The following is a 22,993-nucleotide window of genomic DNA, read 5'->3' as shown; positions in this document are numbered from 1 at the left end:
ATAAAAAGCTTAAGATAGGAGAAATAAACATGACACTAGTAAAATTTAATAACAGAACCAGAAACACCGCACCTTATTTTAACAATGTTTTCGATTCATTGTTTAGCGAAGCATTGAATAAAAACTTGACCGTTAATAAAGTGCCGGGAGTCAACATCTTAGAATCTGATGTTGATTACAAGATTGAATTAGCTGCACCAGGATTAACAAAAGAAGATTTTCAAATTAACTTGAAAAAAGATACGTTATCAGTTTGGGCAGAGAAAAAGGTTAGTGAAACCGAAGAGAAAAAAGACTACACAAGAAAAGAATTTGAATACTTTTCTTTCGCAAGATCATTTGTGTTGCCAGAAAGTGTAGATGGAGATAAAATTACAGCTGAGTATATCAATGGTATTTTAAACATTACCATCGGTAAAAAAGATGATTCACAATCAGCTGCTAAAGAAATAAAAGTTTCATAATTGGTTAGTTTGTTTTTAAGGTGATAAGGGCATGTCGAAAGACTGCCCTTATTTTTTGCTACATCCGTCATCACGACGACCGTACTATTTATTCCTTTACTTCTTTAAGATCATTTTTATTTAACCAGCCCTTAGTAACCTGACCATCTTTATTGGTATGTGTCACGTAAATAAAGCCGTTATCTTCTTCAATTACATTAAACTTCGCATTGTTCCATAAGCCCAATACACTATTTTTAGCGGAGGTACTATTCGCGGCTTCATAGAAAACAACTACTCCTTTAGGTAGTTGATATTTCTTTCCTTCACTCACAATTACAGTTCCTGCCTCTTTAGCTTTTGCTTCCGCCTGCTTAGCAGCAGCGGCCATTTGTGCTTCGTATTCCTTTTTCAGACTGTCTATCTCCGCTTTTTGTGCTGCTGTATCAATAGCCACAGGCTGAATCTGTGTAGTGGTATCGGTATGATGCTCTTGCACAATACTGCTGGTGTCTACTTTTGCAGGGGCTACTGTATCCAGCATGGCTTGATGTTTCTCACCATCGCTTTTCATAAATAATCCGTAGGCAGAAAGCATACCTAATATAACGATGGACAAGATCATGATGGCAAATACCGGTTTAGATAAGCTAACACTATCCGAAGCAGGTACAGGCGCTACCGCAAATTTGCCTTCTTTCTGATAAAAAGGGGTGGGAGCCGCAATCACGTCTGCAGGCGCTACTAAGTCTCCACCACGGTGGATAATGGCATCTTGCAAGGCTGCACCATTGGCATATCGCTTCTCAGGACTCTTCTCCAAACATTTCTTGATCACCTGCAACAACCATTGCGGAACGTTCATTTCTTTTTTCTTCTTTTCCGCATCCCAGCTTTCTGGTAAACGGTTTCTGCGTAAAGCCATCAAATCAGGAACTGCAGTTTCCATGTGCGAAAGCATAACCTGATTACGTGAGCTCTCGTTCTTATTGATTAGCGGGAAAGGAACGGTACCAGCAAGCAATTCATAAAGGATAATGCCATAGCTGTATATATCCGTCTGGAAAAACATTTCACCATCATGCTGTTCTGGAGCCATAAACTCTACAGCACCAGCATGTCGTAAGCTTGTTCTGCGTTGCTCATCAGACATAACAGCCAAACCAAAATCTAACAAAACATAATTGCCAGTATCGGTATTGAACTTTACATTGTTACTTTTTATATCACCATGTTTAATACCTACACGGTGACAATGGGCAAGTGCATTGGCCAATTGCTCGGCCAGCTTAATTACCTCATGGATGGTAAAGATAGGGCTGTGTGGCGGCATCAAAAGCTTTTCCAGGTCGGGGCCTTCAATGTATTCCATTTCTATAAAAGGGAAGGAGCCGCTCTCAGTAAGCCCCGAACCTAGTATTTTTACCACATTTGGATTGGGTACCTCATTTACCTTTTTCAGCTTCTCAACCTCATTTTTAAATTTGATGAAGTTCTTATCGTCCTCACTTTCTGTATGTATAGGGGTAGGCATAATCTTCACAGCTGTGATGATGGTACCCACACGTTTACCCTTATAAACAGAACCCTGACCACCTGTACTTAAAGCGCCAAGATTTTCTAATCCTTCCGTTATCGTAAAAACTTTACTCATTATACAATATTAATTATTATCAACGTCATTATAACTAAATTCTAAAACTGCAAGCTCACCCAGAATAATCTGATCACCTTCCAATAAGGTATGACCTAGTTCTACTACATTCAATTTCACAGGGTTATGGTCGCCCACTGATCTGATCTTTACCTTGTTTCTTGGCGGTATGCCACCTTCATCTGCGAATAAAAGAAAAGAACCAGTATTGCTGTCCCATTCAATATGTGCATGCTGCCTGCTAATGAATTTATTAGCTTCATTTGCACTCGCATCCGGAAAAGCAATGTGATTGATGCGGAAAAAGCCATCGCTCACCTGCACCTTATGCTCTCTGCCGATATTGATTTTACCGTTTTCCGGACCAATCTTATAAAGCATTTTCTCTGATTCGCCATTCAAAGTACGAATGTATGCAGTTTTTGATTTGGTAACCACTACGTGCTCGGGAGTTCTGATGTAAAGAGAAGCATTGATGCCGGTCAACTTTATAGCATCAGTAGGCAGCTCCTCCACAAAGTTGATTTGCATGGTCCAGTTTTGTGGCAGATCAATAGCGAAATCATCCACTATACGTTGGATTTCATTCTTAAACCTACCTTCATCTTCTGCAAACACAGCTGATTCATACATAAATTTTTCTGCCGGTAAACAAGCAATCAGCAATGCTAAGCCCTTAATATGTTTGCCTTCGCCACCTTCAAGCTTTTGCAATTCCTGTTTTATAGCCGTTAGCAATTGCTCCCTAATGGCCTTTACGTCCTGTAGTGGCTCTGGATTACGTTTGTTAAATAGATTAAACATATAATATCTACTTTAAAGTATTTACTTCTTTCTTTTCCTTACTCAAATACCCTAGTTTCAATAGGGCAGGGATCACGTGCTGCCCCGCTAGCTTTACTGCCTTACTGGATCCGCGTGTCGATTCTATCCGGATACAAACAACCACATTACCTTTTCCATTTGCTCTTGGTGCAAAGAAGGTATACCAGCCATCGTTGATCTTTTCATCTTTCCAGATTCTTTCCGGCGTTCCTGTCTTTCCAGCAACCTTTAGGCCAAGTGTGTAAGTTTTGTTTTCACTTTGCTTAAGCATATAACCAGAGATCAGCTCTGCATATTGTGGATCATTGGCAATTTTTATAACAGGATTAACAGCTGTAACTGAATCGCTGATTTTTAGTACGTATCGGTTGGCAATCATTTTACCTTTATTGGCTACGCCAGATATTAACCGGGCCATCGAAGCAGGAGTGGCAATCAGTTCGCCCTGTCCCCAGGCCATTCCCGATATTCCTTTGGCTCTTGTCCTACGAATACGCGCAGGATCATATTTAGGCTTGGTATTAAATTCCGTCTTCTCCCATAATGCTCTCCATTTCTCTTCCTGCTTAGCATTATTCGGATTTCTATCATAATAATAACCACCAACTCCCCTTAAAAACATACCTGTTTGCAAGTATAAAGTTGCCATTTCATTTTGAAGATGCTCCTCATTAGCAATTTTAATGAAATAGACATTGTTCGATTTTACCAATGCGCTTTCTAGATTAATACGACCAGTTTCATCAGGTTCAATCCCTTTAGTCCTGATACGCTCAGCCATACTTACCGTATACACCTTTTTAGCGGCATCAGGGCCTAATTTGTTAAATGCTGCCATTGCCGTCACTACTTTAGCCGTTGATCCCGGAGGAGTGGCTGTAGTAAAACCTAAATCTGCAGTAGTATACCAACCAGCCAATTTATTTTGCTCGGTGATGGGCATGTTCAGTAAATCCCAGTTTTTAATAGGAGGAAGGGGGTACACTGCCGAAGCCAATACGTCACCAGTTGCATCTTCCATAATCACTACCGATACTCTACTTTTTTGAATAGCTGTATCCTGAGCCATGGTATTTTGAATGCTGGTTTGCAAGCTAGCATCAATGGTCAGTTTTACATCTCTATTCCGTTTTTTAAATAACTCTACTTCAGTACTATTAATGCCTGATAGTAAAAGTGGTGCAAGAGCTCCATAATCCCTTTTGCTTACCGTCATTTCCTTTACCCCTCTAGGTAAGAAACGGTCTTCATGATACTTATTCGCATGGGTATTAAAGGAGACTGTTGGCGTTTTAAAACCCCTTAGTTCTGCGGCATGCTCATATTCTGCAAAGTAACCATTGGTGCTACCATTAAATACCCCCGTATTGTTGTCCCCAACCCAAAAGAAGAGTTGTTCTTCAAAAGGGTAATAGCGGTCAACACGCTTATGCTCGGCCGAATCCAGATCATAACTAACACCTGCTGCATGAAGCACTCTTTGTTGTTTTCTGATATGTTCGGGTTTGCTTGTTGCCAAAATACGCCCGTTTCTGTCGTATAAGTCACCTGCGGCTAGCTTGTTCATCAATATCGCAATACGTGGATTATAGCTAAACATACGGGCGCCACTTTTGTCGGCCACCAATGCAGGTTGAACTACCCATTTTTTATTGTCAACAATGTAGTTAGATACAGTTATACCAAGTAATACTATAGCTACAGTGGCTGCAAGTAAGGCCGGAACAAGGTTCTTATCTTGTTGCTTGGTGATATAGGCCATTTGCACTTCTGTGCCTTTAACCATAGATACCGCGAGTAAAAATCCTGCTGCCAACATATTGGCGACTAATGATGAACCGCCATAGCTGATAAATGGCAATGCAACACCAGATAGTGGTAACGCACCAGTTGAGCCCCCAGCAATCAATAAAAACTGTATAAACAAACTGATGCCTACACCTGCACTTAAATAGAATAGGAAAGGCATCCCCGTTTGTCGACCAATCAGAATGGATCGATGTAAAAATATCAGGAACAATATAAATATGCCTATAATGCCGGCGCCACCAAACTCTTCACCTATGGCTGGTAAAATCATATCGGTATGTGCTTCGGGAATGGTTTTCGCAAAAGCCTGACCAACACCCTGACCACTCATACCACCACTGGCCATTGCCCAGATACCATTAGCCACCTGATCTCCGCCATAAACCTCATTGTTCCAGGGATCTTGCCAAATTGACTTACGTTCAGTAAGTCTGTTTACAGGACCTGGAATTAGCTTACCAAGATAAGGCACCTGGTCGATCAATAAAAACGCAGCCATTACCATCACAATCATCATGGCCGATTCGCTGGTCTTTTTATTGATCACCATAATCAACGCTACCGATAAGGCAGTTACCAGCGTGGCAATCCAAACATTCAAGAACCAGGCACTAAATACATAAATGATGATAGCAGTAAGCATCATCATAAAATCGCCCCTTGAGAACGAGAACAGGATGATAAAAGTAAAACAAACCACCATAGCTGGTCCCAAATCGCCTAGTAGCAAATACATCAATATGGCAATCACCATTGCGATCAAAGCAAAGGAGAAAAAGAACCAACGCTTACGCCAGCTACTATATTCGGTGATAAAGCGTTCGTTGGAGGCAAAAAAGCCAGCCAGAAACAAGATAATTGAATATTTTACGATCTCACTGGGCTGCACACTAAACAAGTTTACTTTCACGCCGCTGCCTTCTGGTCCGGAGCCGAAAACAATGGTCAAGCCTAGAAGGCATAGCGCCATTATTGCCCATTGCCAGCCTTTAGCCTTGCTAAACACATTTTTTACCAGCAACATCCTGTACCAGCGCGAATCTACATTGAATTTGCGCATCGGAATAGCGAGCATGATGCAAATACTCAAAATTCCTAAGCCATAAAAAATAAGGCTGTCTCTGGCGAGGAAACGATCCCTTAAGGGGTCCTGCAGACTTAACAGGGTAAGGAAGGAGATGCCCGTCATCAGCATGATGATGGGTAGAATCAATTGATCGGCTTGTGGATATTTAGCAGTCATTAAGAAATGCAGGAAAAAGAAGCCTGCAAAAAAAGAAACAGCAATGATCCAATACCATTGGTTATAAACCTCTGGTGTCCGTACAATCAGCGATTTTTCTTTCTTAAGAATTTTAAAGTCTCTGGTCGAAAATAGCTTGATGCTATGCGGCGATTGTCGGAAGTTTAAGGTCGCATCTTTGTCCAATTCTTCTAATCCTTGAGATCTTCCGAACTGAAAGCCTGGCTTTAAGGGAAGTACGCCATAGGCTTTATTATCAGGTAGATGTTGGAAGTTAAAAGTGCCATTTACATCAGTTCGTAGATAGGCAATAAAATCATTAACCACTTCTACTTCGGTATATGCGGTGTCTTGTGGTAAGATCATTTGCAACCTTACCAATACGCCAGATACGGCCTTTCCTGCAGTATCAATAATCTTTCCGCTGATCCCGTAGCTACCTTTAGCAAAATCCTTTTGGGCAGGTAGTTGTTGCGGTCGCTTTTGTTCCTCTTTATATTTTAAAGAATCTGTTCCGGTAAAACCCAACAATAGGCGCGAAGCAATCACCCGTTCTTTAAAGTTCTTTCCACCTTCGGCAAAGGCAATGTCGGCAGGGACAAAAAACTTACGTTTATTTAGCTCGCCAATGTTGTCAATTTCGCCCTTATACAAGGGAATACCGTCAGTAACCACATCTTGAATCAGGTCGATATCCCTTTTATCTTCAAAATAATAACCCTTATTCAGCAGGTTTTTAATTTGTTTTCCGGGCTCAGCGTCATTAATGTTGACCATTGTACCATCAGCCAGTCGCTTATGTACATCCTCGAAGTTTTGCTGCTGAGCAAAGTATAGCGTAACAAACAAAGCACCCAATACCAGGGTAATGAGCAGTAAGAAAATACGCTCAACCTTTCTATTGGGGATGGTAATTGATTGTTTGTTCATATAGCTATTTAATTGGTTTTAATGCCACCGGAGCCTCTGTCCTGATGAATTGTACATTTTTTAGCAATATGCCTTTTCGTTGCAGCTCGCTCACATCATCAAAATTCTCTAAAGTAAAGTTCTCCAGTAAAGTGCTTTTATTGCCGGGCGCAATTAAAAAAGGCTGTCCATTATATCCAGAGTCACTTTTTATAGTGATGTTGCCAGTCGCTTTCAAATACAAGCTATCCCTGTTTATTTTGATCGGTTCGGTAATCAGTATGGGCGATTTAAAAACAGAAGTATCCAGGATCAAAATATTTCCTGTCAATTTGTTTAAGGTATCCTGCAATTTTATGGCTTGTGCATTTTTTGCATAAGCTGTAGAATCTACAGTTGGAGAAGGTTGGTTGCCCATATCTCCAGATGATTGCTTGAAGAAAAGATAAGCTATGGCTGCCAGCGCCACAAAAGCGATAAAAATAAGTAGAACGGTCTTGCCACTCATTTTCTTTGAGCCTGCTTGCTTAAGCTTTGCAACTTTACTTTCCTGCGCTGTGATTTGTTCTTCCCGAATTATTGTCTCTGGAACGGTTGGTATTACTTTCTTTTTTTTAGGAAGCGCTACAGGTTTGGTGACTTCATGCACAAATGATGCTTTATCATTTTTAACCAGCACGACCGTAATATTGTCCTTACCACCGTTATTGTTGGCCGCATCAATCAGCTCGACGCCTTTTACTTCTAGCTCAGTTTCTTTTAAGAGCAGCTCGGTGATGCTTTGTTTATTCACCATATCCGATAAGCCATCGCTACAAAGCAGGATCAGGTCACCGGGTAAAAATGGAGAGTTCCCTGTTTCTATGTAATCTTCCTGCAGGTTAATGTTTCCAGGAAAGCCTAAAGCTTTATTGATTTCATTGCGTTTTGGATGTTGCATGGCCTGTTCTTCGGTTAAGCGGCCCGAATCTTCCATAAAACCTACAAACGATTGATCTTTAGATATTTTGATTAAAGAGCTGTCGCGAAGCAAATACAAGCGCGTATCACCAACATGCGCATAGTGGAATTGGTTGTTTTTAAGGTCTGCTAGTGCCATTGTAAGTACGCAGGCCATATCTTCATGCTCCTTGTTCTGCTGCTTTGATGCAATGATCTGGTCATTCGCTTCGGTAATTGCAGTCCGCATTAATAACGATAAGTCGCCAGTAGGGTTGTCAATCAGCTTTAATATCGTATCTCTTGCAATGGCTGCAGCAACTTCACCGCCTGTATACCCACCAACCCCGTCTATTACGCAGGCAAGCACAAAATCTGTTCCTGCTATCTTTTTAGCAATAAAGGTATCTTCATTATTGCTACGTATTTTTCCAGTATCTGTTATTCCAAAATAATTTCTATCCATTCTTGCTGGTCGAATTTTTAATAGCCACAAAGTGAGCGATCAGTAAGATCACACAGATAAGCAATAACGCTACAGATAGGATTTGCGACATAGGTTAGGCTTTAAATATATTAACACCAATAATTCCGTTCAATATGATTCTTGAATTTACCGGCAGTTCAGTCCATTTTGGATCCTCTGGGGTACTTCTTTCTACCAGATTTTCGTTCAGGATTGTTTTCTCTCCGAAAGAAGCCAGGAAGAATTTCTCCTCTGTCTTACGATAGCGAATTTGAAGATGCGGTGAGTTTACCCATTCAGACGGGATTTTAAATACATTCGCATCCGTTCTTGTTTCCTCATTGCCAGAAATCGTGATGTCGTTACTCTTCATCAGGTATTCCAGCTTTTGCCCCGAGTAAGCTTTATCTGGCAGTGTGGTTTCAAATCTTGCCAATAATACATTTTCCTCAACCACTTCATTTTTCGCCTTAAACTTCAAATTAGCCAGATAGGGGATCTCATAGTATCCCTCGCTATAGAAGATGAAATCCTTCAGGACATCGTTGCTGATGTCAAATGTTTGTGCCATTCCGGTTTGTCGCGGTATAAAAGTAACCCTTAGGTTCTCCTGTTTTTGAGCGCCATCCGGCATTAATTTACCAATAAAACCCTTATCGCCGGATTTGTAATCAGGATGGGAGACAAAGCGAAAAACCCATTTGTTGCTTGATGGTTCTACGCTCTTGCCAGTAGCAGCATAGTCGCTCAATATTTCGTAGAATTTTTTTACAGATTCCTGGGCAATCAGACCGAATAGGCCGTTTTTATTGTCCATAAATGTACGGTAGTCATCGGTATTCAGGCAAATGATAAACTCATGGTAGAAAACGATACGCTCCGCAAATGAAAGCTCAGCAATAGATTCCTTAAATTTATCTATGATATATTTATAAACTGTATCTGGTGTAAGTGGTTGTGATTTAGCGGTTGGTGCAGATTCATTGCTGCTTAAAAACCAATCCTGTATTCCTATTCTTTGCCAAAAAGAAGGTTTTTCTTCCATCTATAAAAGGTTAATGTTCTTGAACGATTTCTATATAACGGTAAAGCTAGTTAATTCAATACAAAGATAACATTCTAATATAGCGAGAACAGCTGTTTGAATATGCTTAAAAAAAATAAAACATATTTATCATTTTACTGTTCACCATTGGATTTAATACAAAAAACAATTCGAATGGGATAAATCATCGCATTACAAATGCATTGGGGCACAAACTTTTATGTCAACCCCGAAAGATAATCGCCTCGCATTATGTGCCGGCGGTTAAAAAAGCAGCCCCGAAAGTGGCTAGACGATCGGGGCTGTAATTTTATAAGGTAGCTAATCCTAGGTATAACCCAGGATCTTCAATACTTGTTTACTGTTCTGCTCTTCACCAAACACCTCAAAGTTGAATGTCTCATCGCGATTACGACGTATGATCACATGTTTAGGACTAGGTAGCAAGCAATGGTGTATACCACCGTAACCACTCAATACCTCTTGATAAGCTCCAGTGTTGAAGAAACCTAAATATTGAACTTTACGGGTTTTAGGCATAAACACACTGTTCATATGCGCTTCCTGATTGTAGTAATCCTGTCCGTCGCAAGTAATACCACCAAGGTTTACCCTTTCGTACTCTGCGTCCCAGTTGTTGATCGGAAGAAGGATGTATTTTTGGTTCAATGCCCAAACATCTGGCAGATTGGTAATAAATGATCCATCAAGCATCAACCATTTCTCTCTGTCGTTCTGTTGTTTACGCCCCAATACTTTGTATAAGATACCAGAAGCCTCAGCAACAGTGTATTTACCAAATTCAGTAATGATATCCGGTTCTACAACATCATGCTCAGCACAGATTTCTTTAATCCTTTTTACAATTTCGTTTACCATGTATTCGTAATCGAAATCAAATACCAATGAATCTTTAAATGGCATACCACCACCGATATCCAAAGTATCCAATTCAGGATTGATCTTTTTAAATTTGCAATACAAGGTTACATATTTCTCTAGCTCATTCCAGTAGTACGGAGAATCTGTAATACCCGAGTTGATGAAGAAATGCAGTAGTTTAACCCTGAAATTAGGATTTGCAGAGATTTTATTGTTATAAAAGTCGATTACATCTTCCATACGGACACCTAAACGGGAAGTATAGAATTGTGAATCTGGTTGTTCCTCTGCTGCGATACGGATACCCAGATTACAAGGTGTGTCCATTTCTACCTCATCATCAAAAAGGTTAAACTCCTCTTTGTTGTCCAAAACCGGAATGATGTTTTTATAGCCATCATGCAACATATCAATGATATATTGTTTGTACTGATAAGTTTTAAAACCATTACAAATCACGGTAATATCCTTGGTTAGGGCACCTTTTTTTTCCAGGGCCTCAATCATCGGCATATCAAATGCTGAAGATGTTTCCAGGTGGATACCATTTTTAAGGGCCTCTTCAACAATATGTCTGAAGTGGGAACTCTTCGTACAATAGCAGTACTTGTAATCGCCACGGTAGTTGTTCTTGATGATTGCTGTCTGGAACAACAACTTGGCCTGCTGAATTTTCTTACTGATCATAGGAAGGTAAGTGAAACGCAATGGTGTGCCATAGGTTTCAATCATCTCCATCAGATTGAGGTCTTGAAAATATAATTCGTCGTCTATTACGCTGTAACCTTCCTGAGGGAAACCAACACTTAGATCAAGAAATTCGGAGTAACTCTGCATTTTTTTATTTTTGAACTATTATTTATAAGGTTTGGCAAATTAAAATAAGTTAATTTTGGGCTCAAAGATAAACACTTTATAAAATACACCCGTATTTTTTTTATGACTAAGACTTTAAAAATTATTGAAGTAAAATCTGAGATCGGCGCAGGCACACGTGGAGCGAGTTTAGGGGTGGATGCAATTAAGATTGCAGCGCTTGATTTTGGGAGCCGTTTTTTCAAAAAACATAAATCTGTAGAAGTACCTACGGAGAACCATTTGTTGCTTGAAAGTACCGGTAGCCCCTTTGCAAAGCGGATTTCAGGAATATTGACGATGGTGGAGCGGGTGAGTGACGAAGTGAGTTCGACCTTAGCAAAAGGTGAATTTCCCATCGTGTTGGCTGGCGATCACAGTACTGCGGCTGGTACAATTGCTGGTATAAAAGCGATGTATCCTAAGTCTAAATTAGGTGTAGTTTGGATCGATGCACATGCAGATTTACATTCACCTTACACAACTCCCTCGGGAAACATGCACGGAATGCCGCTTGCGATGGCGCTCGATGAAGACAATTTGGAGGCGAAAGTGAACAAGCTGGATCAGGAAACAATTAACTATTGGTATCAGCTTAAAAACGTAGGCAAGATTGCACCAAAGATCAGTTATCGCGATCTGGTGCTGATTTCGGCAAGGGATATGGAACGGCCGGAAGCAGCATTACTTAAAAAACATAAAGTACAAATATTTACTACTGCTGAATTGAGAAAAAGAGGAGTAGAGCGGACCGTAATCGAGACGCTTAAATATCTAGATCATTGTGACTTGATTTATGTCTCTTTTGACGTGGATTCACTGGATCCCACAGCTTCCAGAGGTACAGGTACACCAGTAGCGCAAGGCTTGACGGAAAGAGAGGCCGGCAAACTAATGTCGGGCTTGATTACCAACCAGAAAGTTTGCTGCTTTGAAATCGTAGAAGTGAACCCAACTTTAGACCGGGAAAACCAAATGGCAGAGCATGCTTTTGAAATTTTAATTAAAGCGACCAACGCTTTCAGAAACGAATAGTAGATTTGGGGATTATTAGCATATGAACATCGAACATAAGATTATCGCTGCAACTGTAGCGGCAGTAAAAGAGTTATATCAGCAGGATTTGCCTGAAAATCAGGTTAATTTACAGGATACAAGAGCTGAATTTGAAGGACAGATCACTATAGTGGTATTTCCTGTTGTACGTTTCTCAAAAAAATCGCCAGAGGCTACGGCTACCGATCTGGGCGAATATTTAGTAGCAAACATTGAAGAAGTTACGGCTTTTAACGTGGTTAAAGGCTTTTTAAACTTAAGTATTGCTGACGCTTATTGGGTAAATCTGTTTAATACAGACCTCCTAAATCCATCATTTGGTGTGTTTAGTCCGAATGGCAAAAAGGTAATGGTTGAGTATTCATCGCCAAACACGAATAAACCATTGCATTTAGGTCACGTAAGAAATAACTTATTGGGTTATTCGGTAGCGGAATTGCTTAAAGCGAGTGGCTATGATGTGGTAAAAGTGAATCTGGTAAACGACAGAGGTATTCATATCTGTAAATCCATGTTGGCCTGGCAGAAATGGGGTAATGGCGAAACGCCAGAAAGCTCGTTGATGAAAGGTGATCACCTTGTAGGTAAGTACTACGTAATTTTCGACAAGGAGTATAAGAAAGAAATTGAAGCCTTAAAGCTGGAAGGTCAGACTGAGGAAGAAGCCAAGAAAAATGCACCTTTAATTAAAGAAGCACAGAAAATGCTTCAAGATTGGGAAGCTGGTGTTCCGGAAGTGATTGAGCTTTGGAAGACCATGAACGGTTGGGTATATGATGGCTTTGCCGTTTCGTATAAAAACCTAGGTGTTGATTTTGATAAGTACTATTACGAAAGCAATACCTATTTGTTGGGTAAGGGTACTGTTGATGAAGGCTTGGAGAAAGGCGTGTTCTTTAAAAAGCCTGATGGTTCGGTATGGATTGACTTAACTGCTGATGGTTTAGATCAGAAGTTGGTTTTACGTGCGGATGGTACATCTGTATATATTACTCAGGATTTGGGTACTGCCCAAATGAAGTACGACGATTTTAAAATGGATGAGTCGATCTACGTGGTGGGTAACGAGCAGGATTATCACTTTAAAGTACTTTTCTTGATTTTGGAGAAGCTAGGTAAAAGCTGGGCTACTGGTCTGCACCATTTATCTTATGGTATGGTGGATTTGCCGAGTGGAAAAATGAAATCTCGTGAAGGGACTGTTGTAGATGCGGATGACCTGGTTGCAGAGATGATCGATACCGCTAAGGCAAAAACAGAAGCTTTAGGTAAGGTAAATGATTTCGACGAGGAAGAGAAAGAGCGTTTGTACTATAATATTGGTATGGGCGCATTAAAGTACTTCTTGTTGAAAGTAGAGCCTAAGAAAAGATTGTTATTTGATCCTGCAGAGTCTATCGATTTCCAGGGAAATACTGGTCCATTTATTCAATATACACATGCAAGGATTAAATCGTTATTGCTCAAAGCAGGTTATGATTTTGCGCATGCAGGTGTTGCTGATGCAGAGATTACCGCTACAGAGAAAGAAATGATTATGCTGTTGGCTAAGTATCCAAATGAGATTCAGTCGGCAGCGAAAACACATAGTCCGGCAGTTTTAGCCAATTACTTATACGAAGTGGCTAAGATGTTTAATAAGTTTTATCATGAGACTCCGCCGATTATTAAGGAGGAAAACGAGGCTGTTAAAAAGCACCGTTTGAACTTGAGTTTTGTAACGGCAGAAGTATTGAAAAGAGGGATGCGTATTTTAGGAATCGCGGTTCCTGAAAGAATGTAAGGTATGTAATCCTGAGTTTGTATCAGGATCTCGCACTACAAAAAACAAAAGAGAAGGATTAATCCTTCTCTTTTGTTTTTGATGTACCTGCCTTTACAGTTACCGCGCTCCTTTTCCTAAAGGAAGCAAATGTCAAAGGGCTTTTTTCAGGCCTTTCATCACCCAATAATACTCCCCATTGTCTAAAAGTATCCGTTCTATCAAAAATAACTTTTAGTACTGCAATAATAGGCAGCGCCAGGAACATTCCAGATACCCCAGCAATACTGCCACCTATAATTACTCCGAGAATGGCAAACAGCGCATTGATCTTTACTTTAGAGCCAACTATCCTTGGCATCAATATATTATTGTCCAGGAACTGAACTGCCGCTATAACACCTAAAACGGTAATCACTGGCCAAAGTTCTGTCGATGAGGTTAGTGTAAGCATTACCCCAATAATGTTTCCAATTAATGCGCCAACGTAGGGGATCAGGTTTAATATGGCGAAAATCACACCTATCAGTAGCGCATGTTTTATACCAATCAATAACAATATACCTCCTAATAAAATCGTCATGTAGCTCACTTGAATCAGTAATCCTACCAGGTAATTCTTAATGATGGCCTCTGTTTCAAAAATGGCCTCTTTCACTCTAGGATGGTGATCTGTTTTAAACCACATAAAAACGAAGCGCAGTAGGATATCCTTATAGAAAAGCATCAAATAGATGTAAATTGGTAATAGACCCATAAATACAAATACCGAGCTTAGCGTTACAGCGGCTCCACTGGCAGCTTTTCCGGCCATTCCCAGCAGATCGTTACTTTTATCGTTTATAAATTTTACTTGCTCTTTGGTAGAGAAATCACTGATGCTGTTGATCCAGGCACTTATTGAATTCAGGTGCGAGCTCACATTTTTCTTAATATCAGGGAAGTCGTTCACCAAAATTCCTATCTGGGCGGAAAAAAACCAAACAATGAGTCCTAATAAAATGGCTAATAATAGGATGGGCAATATGATTGCCGCGATCTCTGGGAATTTTTTTCTTATTAAAAAACGGTAGACTGGGAGTAGCACTATGGTAATAAAGAAGGCCATGATTACAGGCATAATGATGTCATTACCAATAACAAGGAGGGCGCCGAGCAATGCGATTCCCAGTAATTCAATAGACCGTCTAACGGTGAGTGGCATGTCTTTCATTCGCAATATGTTTGTTTTTGTGGTGGTAATAACTAAAAGGTACGGAATGTTTGGCTAATTTTGTGCCAGAAATCAAACTTAACAAAGATTGCCCATGATTACGAATGAGACTATAGTTGCCTTATCAACCCCACCGGGAATCGGTGCTATAGGTGTAATCCGCCTTTCCGGAAAAGATGCTATTGCCATTACCAACTCTGTTTTTAGTGGCAAAGATTTGCTTGCTCAAGACTCACATACCATACATTTTGGTTTAATTAAAGATGGAAATGTGGTTATAGATGAGGTGCTTGTCAGCTTATTTGTAGCGCCAAAGTCCTATACTAAGGAGAATGTGGTGGAGATCTCCTGTCATGGTTCTAATTATATCATTCAGCAGATTATTAGTTTGCTGATTAGAAAAGGAGCTTCTGCGGCAAAGCCCGGAGAGTTTACTTTAAGGGCGTTTTTAAATGGTGGCCTGGATCTTTCTCAGGCTGAGGCTGTGGCTGATTTGATTTCTTCGGATTCAGCAGCGGCGCATAGTGTAGCTATGAACCAGTTAAGGGGTGGTTTTAGTACGGAATTGAATGTCTTGCGCGAACAACTGATTCATTTCGCTTCGATGATTGAGCTAGAACTTGATTTTGCTGAGGAGGATGTAGAGTTTGCCAATAGAGATCAGTTACAGGCATTGATTGAGAAGATCACTGTTGTATTGAATAAGCTGATCCGCTCTTTTGAATTGGGTAACGTGATCAAGATGGGTATCAACACGGTAATTGCTGGCAGACCAAACGCAGGTAAGTCGACTTTGTTGAATGCTTTACTGAATGAAGATCGTGCTATTGTGAGTGAAATTGCAGGTACAACCAGAGATACGATCGAGGAGGTGCTAAATATCAATGGTATCAACTTCAGGCTGATTGATACTGCAGGTATTCGTGAAGCTACAGATACGATTGAAGCGATAGGTGTGGAGAAAACCATGCAGAAAATTAATCAGTCGGCAGTGTTGGTCTATTTGTTTGATGTGGTAAATCTTACCGCTGAAGAAATTAAAGAAGATATTTTACGTTTGCACAAACCGGGGATTGCATTTTTGGCTGTCGCCAATAAAATGGATCTTTCCTACAGTGACAGATTGAAAGAACTTAAATTACCTGCTGATATTAGTTTTATTGCTATTTCGGCAAAGGAACAACAACATATTGAGGAGCTGAAGCAGTTATTATACGATACAGCAGTAGGAGATAAACTGTCGGACAGCCATACCATGGTTACCAACATTAGACATGTAGAAGCACTACAAAGGACCAGGACGGCTTTAAATAGTGTTGCCGAAGGGTTGGTTAATCCAGTGACTTCTGACTTCCTAGCAATGGATATTAAGCAAGCGCTTCATTATCTGGGCGAGATCACAGGCCAGGTTACTACGGATGATTTGTTAGAGAACATTTTTAGTAAGTTCTGCATAGGCAAATAATCGGTGATAATTACTGCATCCTGTGAGACTCCATTGGGATCCCACTGATTTGATATGCCTGTTTCGAATACCTTAATTCCGGATAAGCCGGTATACAAATATGGAAAATCTGCAAAAATTGATTCTGGTGTTGTTATATGGTAGCCTGATCCTGCAATCGTTCATCGTTTTGGTGAACCCAATGAACGTCAACAAAAAAGCCAATCTGTTTTTCGGCCTGTTTCTATTCTTCTGGTCTACCTATTGGATTTTAGACATACTCGCGATATGCATGTTACCAGTAACTGAGCACGCCGCCAAATTTGTTTATTTTCTACAAATCTTCACACCGATATTGTTGTACGCAAGTGTCGTGCTTTTTATAAACCCGAATCGTAAGTTTAAAAAAATCGATTTGTGCTGTTGTGTTATTCCAGTTGTTTATCTGGTCTTGCTCCTGTTTTTCTGGGAAAATGAGGTTTGCCGTAAATTGGCTTTGTTTATCAATATTTCTCAGAATTTACTGTACCTGAGCTTTATCTATTATAAAATACGCAAGCACCAGAAAAGAATTGAAACCATATCCTCCAATACAGAAATCAACCTGCAATGGCTGATTAAACTGACCTTCTTGCTGTTGATCACCATTACGATTACGGTAGGCTACGAACTGTATAATATCTTTATCCAAAAAACTCAGGATAATTTTCTGATGGATCTGTTGTTTCTGTTCATTGTATACATCACCACTTATTATACCTTGAGACAGAAAGAAATCTATCCGCTGGATGAACAACAAAGAAAAGAGCTTTTAGCAGTTGAATTGGAGGAAGAGATGCCTGGAGATAAAAAGAAATTGTTAACGGATGCGGAATTTGAAGTTTTTAAAGAGAAGCTGCTTGCCCTTATGGAAGCTGAAAAGCCATACCTGGACGGGGAATTGAACCTGATTAAGCTGGCAAAGCAAATGAGCATGAACCCGCATCAGCTTTCTTACCTCATCAATAACGGTTTTAATGAAAACTTCTTCCAGTTTGTGAATAAATATAGGGTGGAACGCGCCAAAGCACTTTTATTGGACGAGAACGAGAACAAGTTCTCTTTGGTTGGCATTGCCTATGAAGCTGGTTTCAATTCCAAAACCTCTTTTAATACGATTTTCAAAAAAGTAACCCATCAAACTCCTTCCGAGTTTAGAAAAAAGCATTCGACTTTATAAGTTCGAATATTGTATTTCGGTTAATTGGTTGATTTTTAGTAGTTAAAAATTCACCAACAAAAAGGGTTCGACTCTATAACCTCGAACTTTCAGGCTATGTATTGCCCATATTTTTGTTTCAAACTTATTTTTATGGACAAGAATATGATAGGGAGAATGCATCTGCATGAGGTCAGCGGCAGGGCGGATGCGTCTTTGTTCCTGGATCTGCCAAATCGGATTCACAGTTCAAATCCGCAGTACATTCAACCTTTGAATAAGGACATAGCAGCTGTTTTTGACGAAAAGAAAAACAAATTCTTTCAGCATGGTAAATGTTCGCGCTGGTTGCTTTTTGATGAAAATAAAACTGTAATAGGCAGAATTGCAGCTTTTATCAATCACAACTATGAGCAGGATCAGCCCACAGGAGGGATCGGTTTTTTCGAGTGCATTGACAGTACCCATGCGGCAAACTTTATGTTCGATGAATGCAAACGCTGGTTGCAACGAGAAGGAATGCAGGCAATGGACGGGCCAATTAATTTTGGAGAACGGGTAAATTGGTGGGGCTTATTGATGGAGGGTTTTGATGCACCGTTGTACGGGATGAACTATCATCCACCTTATTATCAGCGTTTGTTTGAGCAGTATGGCTTTAAAGTATATTTTTATCAGGATTGTTATAGCATGAACCTGGCGCAGACACTTCCTGAGAAGTTTTATAGGATCAAAGATAAGATTGAATCTTATGATGGGTACCGGGTGATCCCGTTTTGCAAGCGCAGGCTAAAACAGTTTGCGCTGGATTTTACCAGCATTTACAATAAGTCCTGGGAGACCCATGGAGAGGGAAAGACCATGGAAGAAAATGAAGCCATAAAATTGTTTAGCGAAATGAAGGCGGTTATCGATGAAAAAGCCATCTGGTTTGCTTACCATCATGATCAGCCTATTGCCTGTTGGTTAAACCTTCCTGATCTCAATTACCATTTTAAATCATTGAAGGGGAAATTCAGCCTGCTGCATATATTGAGATTTTTATGGTTGAAGAAATTTCGGCCAAGTCCAAAGCTGGTGGGGATTTTGTTTGGGGTGATCCCGGAATATCAGGCCAAGGGGATAGATGCGTTTATGGTGGTCAGTGCGCTATCTGTCCTTAAGTCTCAAACCCGGTATAGCCATTATGAAATGCAGTGGATTGGAGATTTCAATCCTAAGATGATCAATTTTGCGAAAAATATGGGCGCAGAACGGACGCGTCGGTTGGCGACGTACCGTTATTTATTTGATCAGAACCAGATCTTTCATAGACATAGAATGCTCGGATAAGATGGTTATACTCTCGGCAGCATTTCCTGGTATCTCACCATATTCAACTAACTGCCGTCCGATTTTATTTCAAACTGGACTAAGGGTATGGTTCTGTTTTTTGGGACTATACCTACAGATCTGCTTGGAGATACAAGTTCATTTAGCAGGGCAGTTTAAGTAGAATGTTCTACTATTAGCAGTTTAAAATCACCGGTTTATCACGCCGATTAATGGCATAATTTTAGTAAACAAATTGAATATATGTCTGAACTAACCAAAATCATACTCGGACTCGCCATTGGATTGAGTTCAGTATACAGCCTGTTGATCTGGTCATCCCTTAAGGGGGGAAAGGACATCAGTATTTACCTCATCGGAATTGCGATAAATGTTTTGATTGCACTTTGGTTCTGGTACATGGCGACCAGAAGGACAGGCGATCCGCAGGATGGAATGGGCTTAGGGCCGATCATGCTGATCTGTGGATTGATCACGATCCTCATCCCACTGATCTGCGTGATTGTCTATTTCATCCGAAGATTTTAATTTGATAACCAATAAGATGACTAATTTAAAAGCAATGATCAGATTCTACTACATTTTATTACTGTTTATTATGGCACAAAATACCGTTTATAGCCAAGCCACAAGTGTAAAAACGAGTCAGACAAAACAAAACAAAGCAACTGGTAACAATGACCATTTAACCTATACGGTTAAAGTCTCTGAAGGGGATGCAAGATGTCAGATCTTAATTAATGATGTTCCTTTGATGTACTATGAGGGTAGAGGGGATAGGAGTTTTTATGCCAATGGTGCAATCCTGAATAGTGGTTCCCAAAGCATTAAAATCGTTACAGAGGGAAAAACACCTCTGGTAACCATCACTGAAACTAAGAATGTTCCAAGGGAGTACAGGCAAAAAGAGATATGGAAAAATGAAGGTTCATTGCAGGGTAGTTTTATTGCAGCCGTTCCATATGACATTGCGGGATGGAAGTATAATAAAGCACTTCCTAATGATAAAACCATACAAACCGAAGCTTTAAAGTGGTTTGAACAAATGGGGGAGCTTTTGAAAAATGGGAAGGGTAGCGAATTTATGAGCCAACTTGTGCCGGCTGAAAAAACAGCGGCTGTGCTTTATAACCTGAAAGAAGAAGAAATGACCCAATTTCATAATGGCTGGACTGGTTATATCAACAAGAAGAATTATACCATGATTCCTGTGTCTGAATGTAAGATCGAAATCGTTGGAAATGGGAAGTTGGTTCATCTTGTTAATAAATTAAAAGAAGGCGGATTTGTCTTAAAAGCCAACAATGGTCAAATGGTGTTTCTTGACATCTATTTACATCTTCCAGAGCATAAAACCAAACTGGAGCCAATCCTGGCAAACTTTAAAGAGATAACAACAGATTTTAAAAAAGCAAGGAATAATTAGATGAGAGCATGTCGATGTACCATTTTTCCAGTAGGTAAATACTTTGAATATGCGGCGGATGAAATTGTCGAGAAGATTTGGGGGCAGAGTATTTAGTGAGATAGTAGCTAGCCATTGAATTATAAAAAAACAAACGATATACTCATGAAAAAACTGGTATTTGCATTCCTATTAACCTTACTCGCTACATCAGGAGTACAGGCACAATTAAACGATTCTCTGGTAGCCTGTAGAAGAAACATCAGTTTGCTGGTGATCAAAACAGATCAGGCTAACTTTTTTAATCCGGAGAACACCGATGTGAAGGTGTCCTTTTATTCCGGGTTCAACGCTTTCAGGGCACATGATAACAACCGTTCAAGTACTACGGGTTTATTCAATACGAAATACCAAAGGCTGGAACTTAAGGATGAGCTTTCGATGAGCTTACCTGCATTGCGTTATTATCGGATTGTTTATAACAAGGTGGTGGTTTATGTGGGCAGTGATCAACTGAACGACTTTATTGCAGCGGTGTTGAAGAAACCCAAGGACATATCATTGACGCGGATCTTTAGCTCGGTTGCCTATCATCGCTTTGCTGCGGATTATAAGAAGGATCAGGATAATGTTGATAACAATTGTTGTTTTCAGGATTTGGTAGTGACGGCTAAGCCTGATATACAGGCTGCTGTGGCGCTGAAAAACATCCTTTTGCAGCTGCCTAATACTGGTAAAATCACAAAGGTGACAGGAAATAGCATTACGCTTTCGCCTATTGGTAAGGCTGATTTTATGGAGGATGTTGATTATTATATATTGGGAAAACCGGATTTGAGGGTGAAAATTACCAATGCTTCGGGAAGTAATTTTAGTGCTTTGGTGTACGATAGGAATGAGGGCAATGCCAGCGGTTTGACGGCTAAGGATGTGGTGACCAATTTAATTCAATAGCGTATGGAACTGGAATTGATTCGAAAAATAAACATTACGGCGAATGCTGATGTGCAATATCATCGATTGATGCTACTGCAGAGTGGGATGGTGGTTGCGTTTTATTCGGATGATAACGAAGGCTGTTATTACCTGGACTGGTATACGAATTCTGGTGTCGAAAATGTCCGGATCGCTGATTTTACTTATGATGTTTTTGATCCGCCAACGCTGTTTCAGTTTCCCGGTTATGTGGGCATATACGCTACTTCGGGGAATATGTTGTATCTGTTTACTGAAGAGGAGAAAACTCAGCCGATTAGGATTTCTATATCCAATATGCTTCCTGGCATTCAATATCCGGAGTTCAAGAAGGAATTGAGTAATTATGTTTATGCGGGTAGTACGGATTCGGATTTTATTCCTTTTCTGTTCAAGGATAGTGGTTTGCTGCCGGTGTATTTTGCGGAGCTGAAGATTGATGTTGCTGATCGGTCGGCTCAATGGCTTACCTTGAATCATTGGAATCACAGGCATGAGCTAAGTGATGGGGCAGAGGTATTGCAGAAGCCTTCTCAGAAGCCTTTTACCTTGTTGCATGCGCTGAATAAAAATGAACAGACCTATATTTTTAGTATTGGTGACCGGGATGGTGGTTACCTGAAATATGGAATGGATTATAGTGATTTGTGTTTACTTGGTGCCGATGGGAAGATTAAAGAAAAATTGTTCTCTTTGGGTGCCTTGAATAAGGGGGCAAAGAAAGGAGGGAAGGAATGTTTGTTTAGTTCTTCGGGATCTTATGCGATTCTTACGCCTGCTTTTGGTTCAGACGATTGGAAGGGTAGCCAGAAATTACTGGATATAGACCGTCGTGAACTGATTGATGTGGTACTGCCTAAAGGTTTGTCTGGTGACAAAATCATTGATCACCATAACGGATGTTTTCTGCTGATTGGTGGGATAAGTAACCAGATCACTACCGGCACAACAAGTTTTGTGATTTGTATAGAGAAGAGGACCTAATATATTATGTATCGGCCTACAGCGCGCGATCATTCAGATCTCCAAAATTCCTTGGTCATCGCAGGCTTGTACTTCTATCCTGACGATGTGGTAATCATCGTATGTGAAGCGCTGGGAACACAGCTTGTTTTATCTGCGCGCTCTGGTAAAGCTCTGTCTATCCCAGGTGGATGCTTTTCCTGCTCCAATCGATTTGGTCAGGTAGATCAGCCTTTGATCTTTTGCTATGATTTCACTATAGGCTGCGTGATGTTCTCTGTCTTCAGGCATGATGAGTTTTCCATTTTTGAGGAATGCCTTATAGCTATCACCGCTTTCCCGCTTTTGAAACTTGCTGGTCCAGTCTATAATTGTTGCATAACCGTCTTTAAACGATATCTCCAAATGCCTGGTCGTTTTTTTATCCACCCATAAGCCTTCATAATGCCTTTCCGTCTGTTTGGGTTTGGACGACTGTGCCGGGCCGGTTCCATTTAACAATAACAGGACCATGAAAAGGATAAAGGAATTGATATAGGTTGCCATCTGATTGTTCTTTAGTAAATTATTGCTGT

General features: G+C 40.3%; 18 protein-coding genes. 10 read left to right on the top strand and 8 right to left on the bottom strand.

What is annotated here, in order from left to right:
* Positions 1–29 precede the first annotated feature (29 nt).
* Positions 30–464 (top strand): Hsp20/alpha crystallin family protein, encoded by a 435-nt coding sequence (locus BLS35_RS05175; RefSeq protein WP_090778494.1) that lies wholly within the window; start codon positions 30–32, stop codon positions 462–464.
* Between the two features lie 88 nt (positions 465–552).
* Here the strand turns inward: BLS35_RS05175 and BLS35_RS05170 are convergent, their stop codons facing one another.
* The 6 genes from BLS35_RS05170 to BLS35_RS05145 form a co-directional block, all read right to left on the bottom strand.
* A complete protein-coding gene (locus tag BLS35_RS05170) occupies positions 553–2,097 on the bottom strand; it encodes a serine/threonine protein kinase (protein WP_090778492.1) in 1,545 nt (514 codons plus the stop codon).
* Positions 2,098–2,106: 9 nt separating this feature from the next.
* Complete coding sequence (locus BLS35_RS05165) at positions 2,107–2,901, bottom strand: FHA domain-containing protein (protein ID WP_090778490.1); 795 nt, start codon at positions 2,899–2,901, stop codon at positions 2,107–2,109.
* Between the two features lie 7 nt (positions 2,902–2,908).
* Positions 2,909–6,904 (bottom strand): FtsW/RodA/SpoVE family cell cycle protein, encoded by a 3,996-nt coding sequence (locus tag BLS35_RS05160; RefSeq protein WP_090778488.1) that lies wholly within the window; start codon positions 6,902–6,904, stop codon positions 2,909–2,911.
* Between the two features lie 4 nt (positions 6,905–6,908).
* Complete coding sequence (locus tag BLS35_RS05155; RefSeq protein ID WP_090778486.1) at positions 6,909–8,288, bottom strand: PP2C family protein-serine/threonine phosphatase; 1,380 nt, start codon at positions 8,286–8,288, stop codon at positions 6,909–6,911.
* Positions 8,289–8,382: 94 nt separating this feature from the next.
* Positions 8,383–9,333: a hypothetical protein gene (locus tag BLS35_RS05150; RefSeq protein WP_090778484.1), complete on the bottom strand. Its 951-nt coding sequence runs from the start codon at positions 9,331–9,333 to the stop codon at positions 8,383–8,385.
* A gap of 327 nt (positions 9,334–9,660) precedes the next feature.
* Positions 9,661–11,052, bottom strand: coding sequence for an arginine decarboxylase (locus tag BLS35_RS05145; RefSeq protein ID WP_008246064.1), 1,392 nt, complete (start codon positions 11,050–11,052; stop codon positions 9,661–9,663).
* 102 nt (positions 11,053–11,154) lie between these two features.
* Here BLS35_RS05145 and BLS35_RS05140 point away from each other — a divergent pair, with 102 nt between their 5' ends.
* Positions 11,155–12,105: an arginase gene (locus BLS35_RS05140; protein ID WP_090778482.1), complete on the top strand. Its 951-nt coding sequence runs from the start codon at positions 11,155–11,157 to the stop codon at positions 12,103–12,105.
* Between the two features lie 22 nt (positions 12,106–12,127).
* Positions 12,128–13,909, top strand: a complete 1,782-nt coding sequence (argS, locus tag BLS35_RS05135; RefSeq protein WP_090778481.1) for an arginine--tRNA ligase — start codon at positions 12,128–12,130, stop codon at positions 13,907–13,909.
* 58 nt (positions 13,910–13,967) lie between these two features.
* Here argS and BLS35_RS05130 read toward each other — a convergent pair whose 3' ends face one another.
* Positions 13,968–15,101 (bottom strand): AI-2E family transporter, encoded by a 1,134-nt coding sequence (locus BLS35_RS05130; RefSeq protein WP_090778479.1) that lies wholly within the window; start codon positions 15,099–15,101, stop codon positions 13,968–13,970.
* A 94-nt stretch (positions 15,102–15,195) separates the two neighbouring features.
* Between BLS35_RS05130 and mnmE the strand changes: the two genes are divergently transcribed.
* From mnmE to BLS35_RS05095, 7 genes are all read left to right on the top strand, one after another.
* Positions 15,196–16,566 carry a tRNA uridine-5-carboxymethylaminomethyl(34) synthesis GTPase MnmE gene (gene mnmE / locus BLS35_RS05125; protein WP_090778477.1) on the top strand — a complete coding sequence of 457 codons (1,371 nt, stop codon included), beginning with the start codon at positions 15,196–15,198 and terminating at the stop codon, positions 16,564–16,566.
* A gap of 100 nt (positions 16,567–16,666) precedes the next feature.
* Positions 16,667–17,764, top strand: a complete 1,098-nt coding sequence (locus BLS35_RS05120; protein ID WP_090778475.1) for a helix-turn-helix domain-containing protein — start codon at positions 16,667–16,669, stop codon at positions 17,762–17,764.
* 132 nt (positions 17,765–17,896) lie between these two features.
* Positions 17,897–19,075 (top strand): hypothetical protein, encoded by a 1,179-nt coding sequence (locus BLS35_RS05115; protein WP_207909086.1) that lies wholly within the window; start codon positions 17,897–17,899, stop codon positions 19,073–19,075.
* Positions 19,076–19,318: 243 nt separating this feature from the next.
* A complete protein-coding gene (locus BLS35_RS05110; protein WP_090778473.1) occupies positions 19,319–19,603 on the top strand; it encodes a hypothetical protein in 285 nt (94 codons plus the stop codon).
* A 16-nt stretch (positions 19,604–19,619) separates the two neighbouring features.
* Positions 19,620–20,501, top strand: a complete 882-nt coding sequence (locus tag BLS35_RS05105) for a hypothetical protein (protein ID WP_090778471.1) — start codon at positions 19,620–19,622, stop codon at positions 20,499–20,501.
* A gap of 144 nt (positions 20,502–20,645) precedes the next feature.
* Positions 20,646–21,434, top strand: coding sequence for a hypothetical protein (locus BLS35_RS05100; protein WP_090778469.1), 789 nt, complete (start codon positions 20,646–20,648; stop codon positions 21,432–21,434).
* Positions 21,435–21,437: 3 nt separating this feature from the next.
* Positions 21,438–22,439, top strand: coding sequence for a hypothetical protein (locus BLS35_RS05095; protein WP_090778467.1), 1,002 nt, complete (start codon positions 21,438–21,440; stop codon positions 22,437–22,439).
* Between the two features lie 129 nt (positions 22,440–22,568).
* On the opposite strand, the gene BLS35_RS05090 is transcribed toward BLS35_RS05095, so the two are convergent.
* Positions 22,569–22,964 carry a hypothetical protein gene (locus tag BLS35_RS05090; protein WP_090778465.1) on the bottom strand — a complete coding sequence of 132 codons (396 nt, stop codon included), beginning with the start codon at positions 22,962–22,964 and terminating at the stop codon, positions 22,569–22,571.
* Between the last annotated feature and the right edge of the window lie 29 nt (positions 22,965–22,993).

Source organism: Pedobacter sp. ok626 (genome assembly GCF_900100435.1).
Lineage (GTDB): Bacteria > Bacteroidota > Bacteroidia > Sphingobacteriales > Sphingobacteriaceae > Pedobacter.
This window is presented reverse-complemented; position numbering and strand designations above follow the sequence as displayed.

Bases quoted from the DNA above. Each gene is read 5' to 3' on its own strand.
- BLS35_RS05175 (WP_090778494.1), top strand. From the start codon at position 30: ATGACACTAGTAAAATTTAATAACAGAACCAGAAACACCGCACCTTAT.
- BLS35_RS05170 (WP_090778492.1), bottom strand. From the start codon at position 2,097: ATGAGTAAAGTTTTTACGATAACGGAAGGATTAGAAAATCTTGGCGCT.
- BLS35_RS05165 (WP_090778490.1), bottom strand. From the start codon at position 2,901: ATGTTTAATCTATTTAACAAACGTAATCCAGAGCCACTACAGGACGTA.
- BLS35_RS05160 (WP_090778488.1), bottom strand. From the start codon at position 6,904: ATGAACAAACAATCAATTACCATCCCCAATAGAAAGGTTGAGCGTATT.
- BLS35_RS05155 (WP_090778486.1), bottom strand. From the start codon at position 8,288: ATGGATAGAAATTATTTTGGAATAACAGATACTGGAAAAATACGTAGC.
- BLS35_RS05150 (WP_090778484.1), bottom strand. From the start codon at position 9,333: ATGGAAGAAAAACCTTCTTTTTGGCAAAGAATAGGAATACAGGATTGG.
- BLS35_RS05145 (WP_008246064.1), bottom strand. From the start codon at position 11,052: ATGCAGAGTTACTCCGAATTTCTTGATCTAAGTGTTGGTTTCCCTCAG.
- BLS35_RS05140 (WP_090778482.1), top strand. From the start codon at position 11,155: ATGACTAAGACTTTAAAAATTATTGAAGTAAAATCTGAGATCGGCGCA.
- argS (WP_090778481.1), top strand. From the start codon at position 12,128: ATGAACATCGAACATAAGATTATCGCTGCAACTGTAGCGGCAGTAAAA.
- BLS35_RS05130 (WP_090778479.1), bottom strand. From the start codon at position 15,101: ATGAAAGACATGCCACTCACCGTTAGACGGTCTATTGAATTACTGGGA.
- mnmE (WP_090778477.1), top strand. From the start codon at position 15,196: ATGATTACGAATGAGACTATAGTTGCCTTATCAACCCCACCGGGAATC.
- BLS35_RS05120 (WP_090778475.1), top strand. From the start codon at position 16,667: ATGGAAAATCTGCAAAAATTGATTCTGGTGTTGTTATATGGTAGCCTG.
- BLS35_RS05115 (WP_207909086.1), top strand. From the start codon at position 17,897: ATGGACAAGAATATGATAGGGAGAATGCATCTGCATGAGGTCAGCGGC.
- BLS35_RS05110 (WP_090778473.1), top strand. From the start codon at position 19,319: ATGTCTGAACTAACCAAAATCATACTCGGACTCGCCATTGGATTGAGT.
- BLS35_RS05105 (WP_090778471.1), top strand. From the start codon at position 19,620: ATGACTAATTTAAAAGCAATGATCAGATTCTACTACATTTTATTACTG.
- BLS35_RS05100 (WP_090778469.1), top strand. From the start codon at position 20,646: ATGAAAAAACTGGTATTTGCATTCCTATTAACCTTACTCGCTACATCA.
- BLS35_RS05095 (WP_090778467.1), top strand. From the start codon at position 21,438: ATGGAACTGGAATTGATTCGAAAAATAAACATTACGGCGAATGCTGAT.
- BLS35_RS05090 (WP_090778465.1), bottom strand. From the start codon at position 22,964: ATGGCAACCTATATCAATTCCTTTATCCTTTTCATGGTCCTGTTATTG.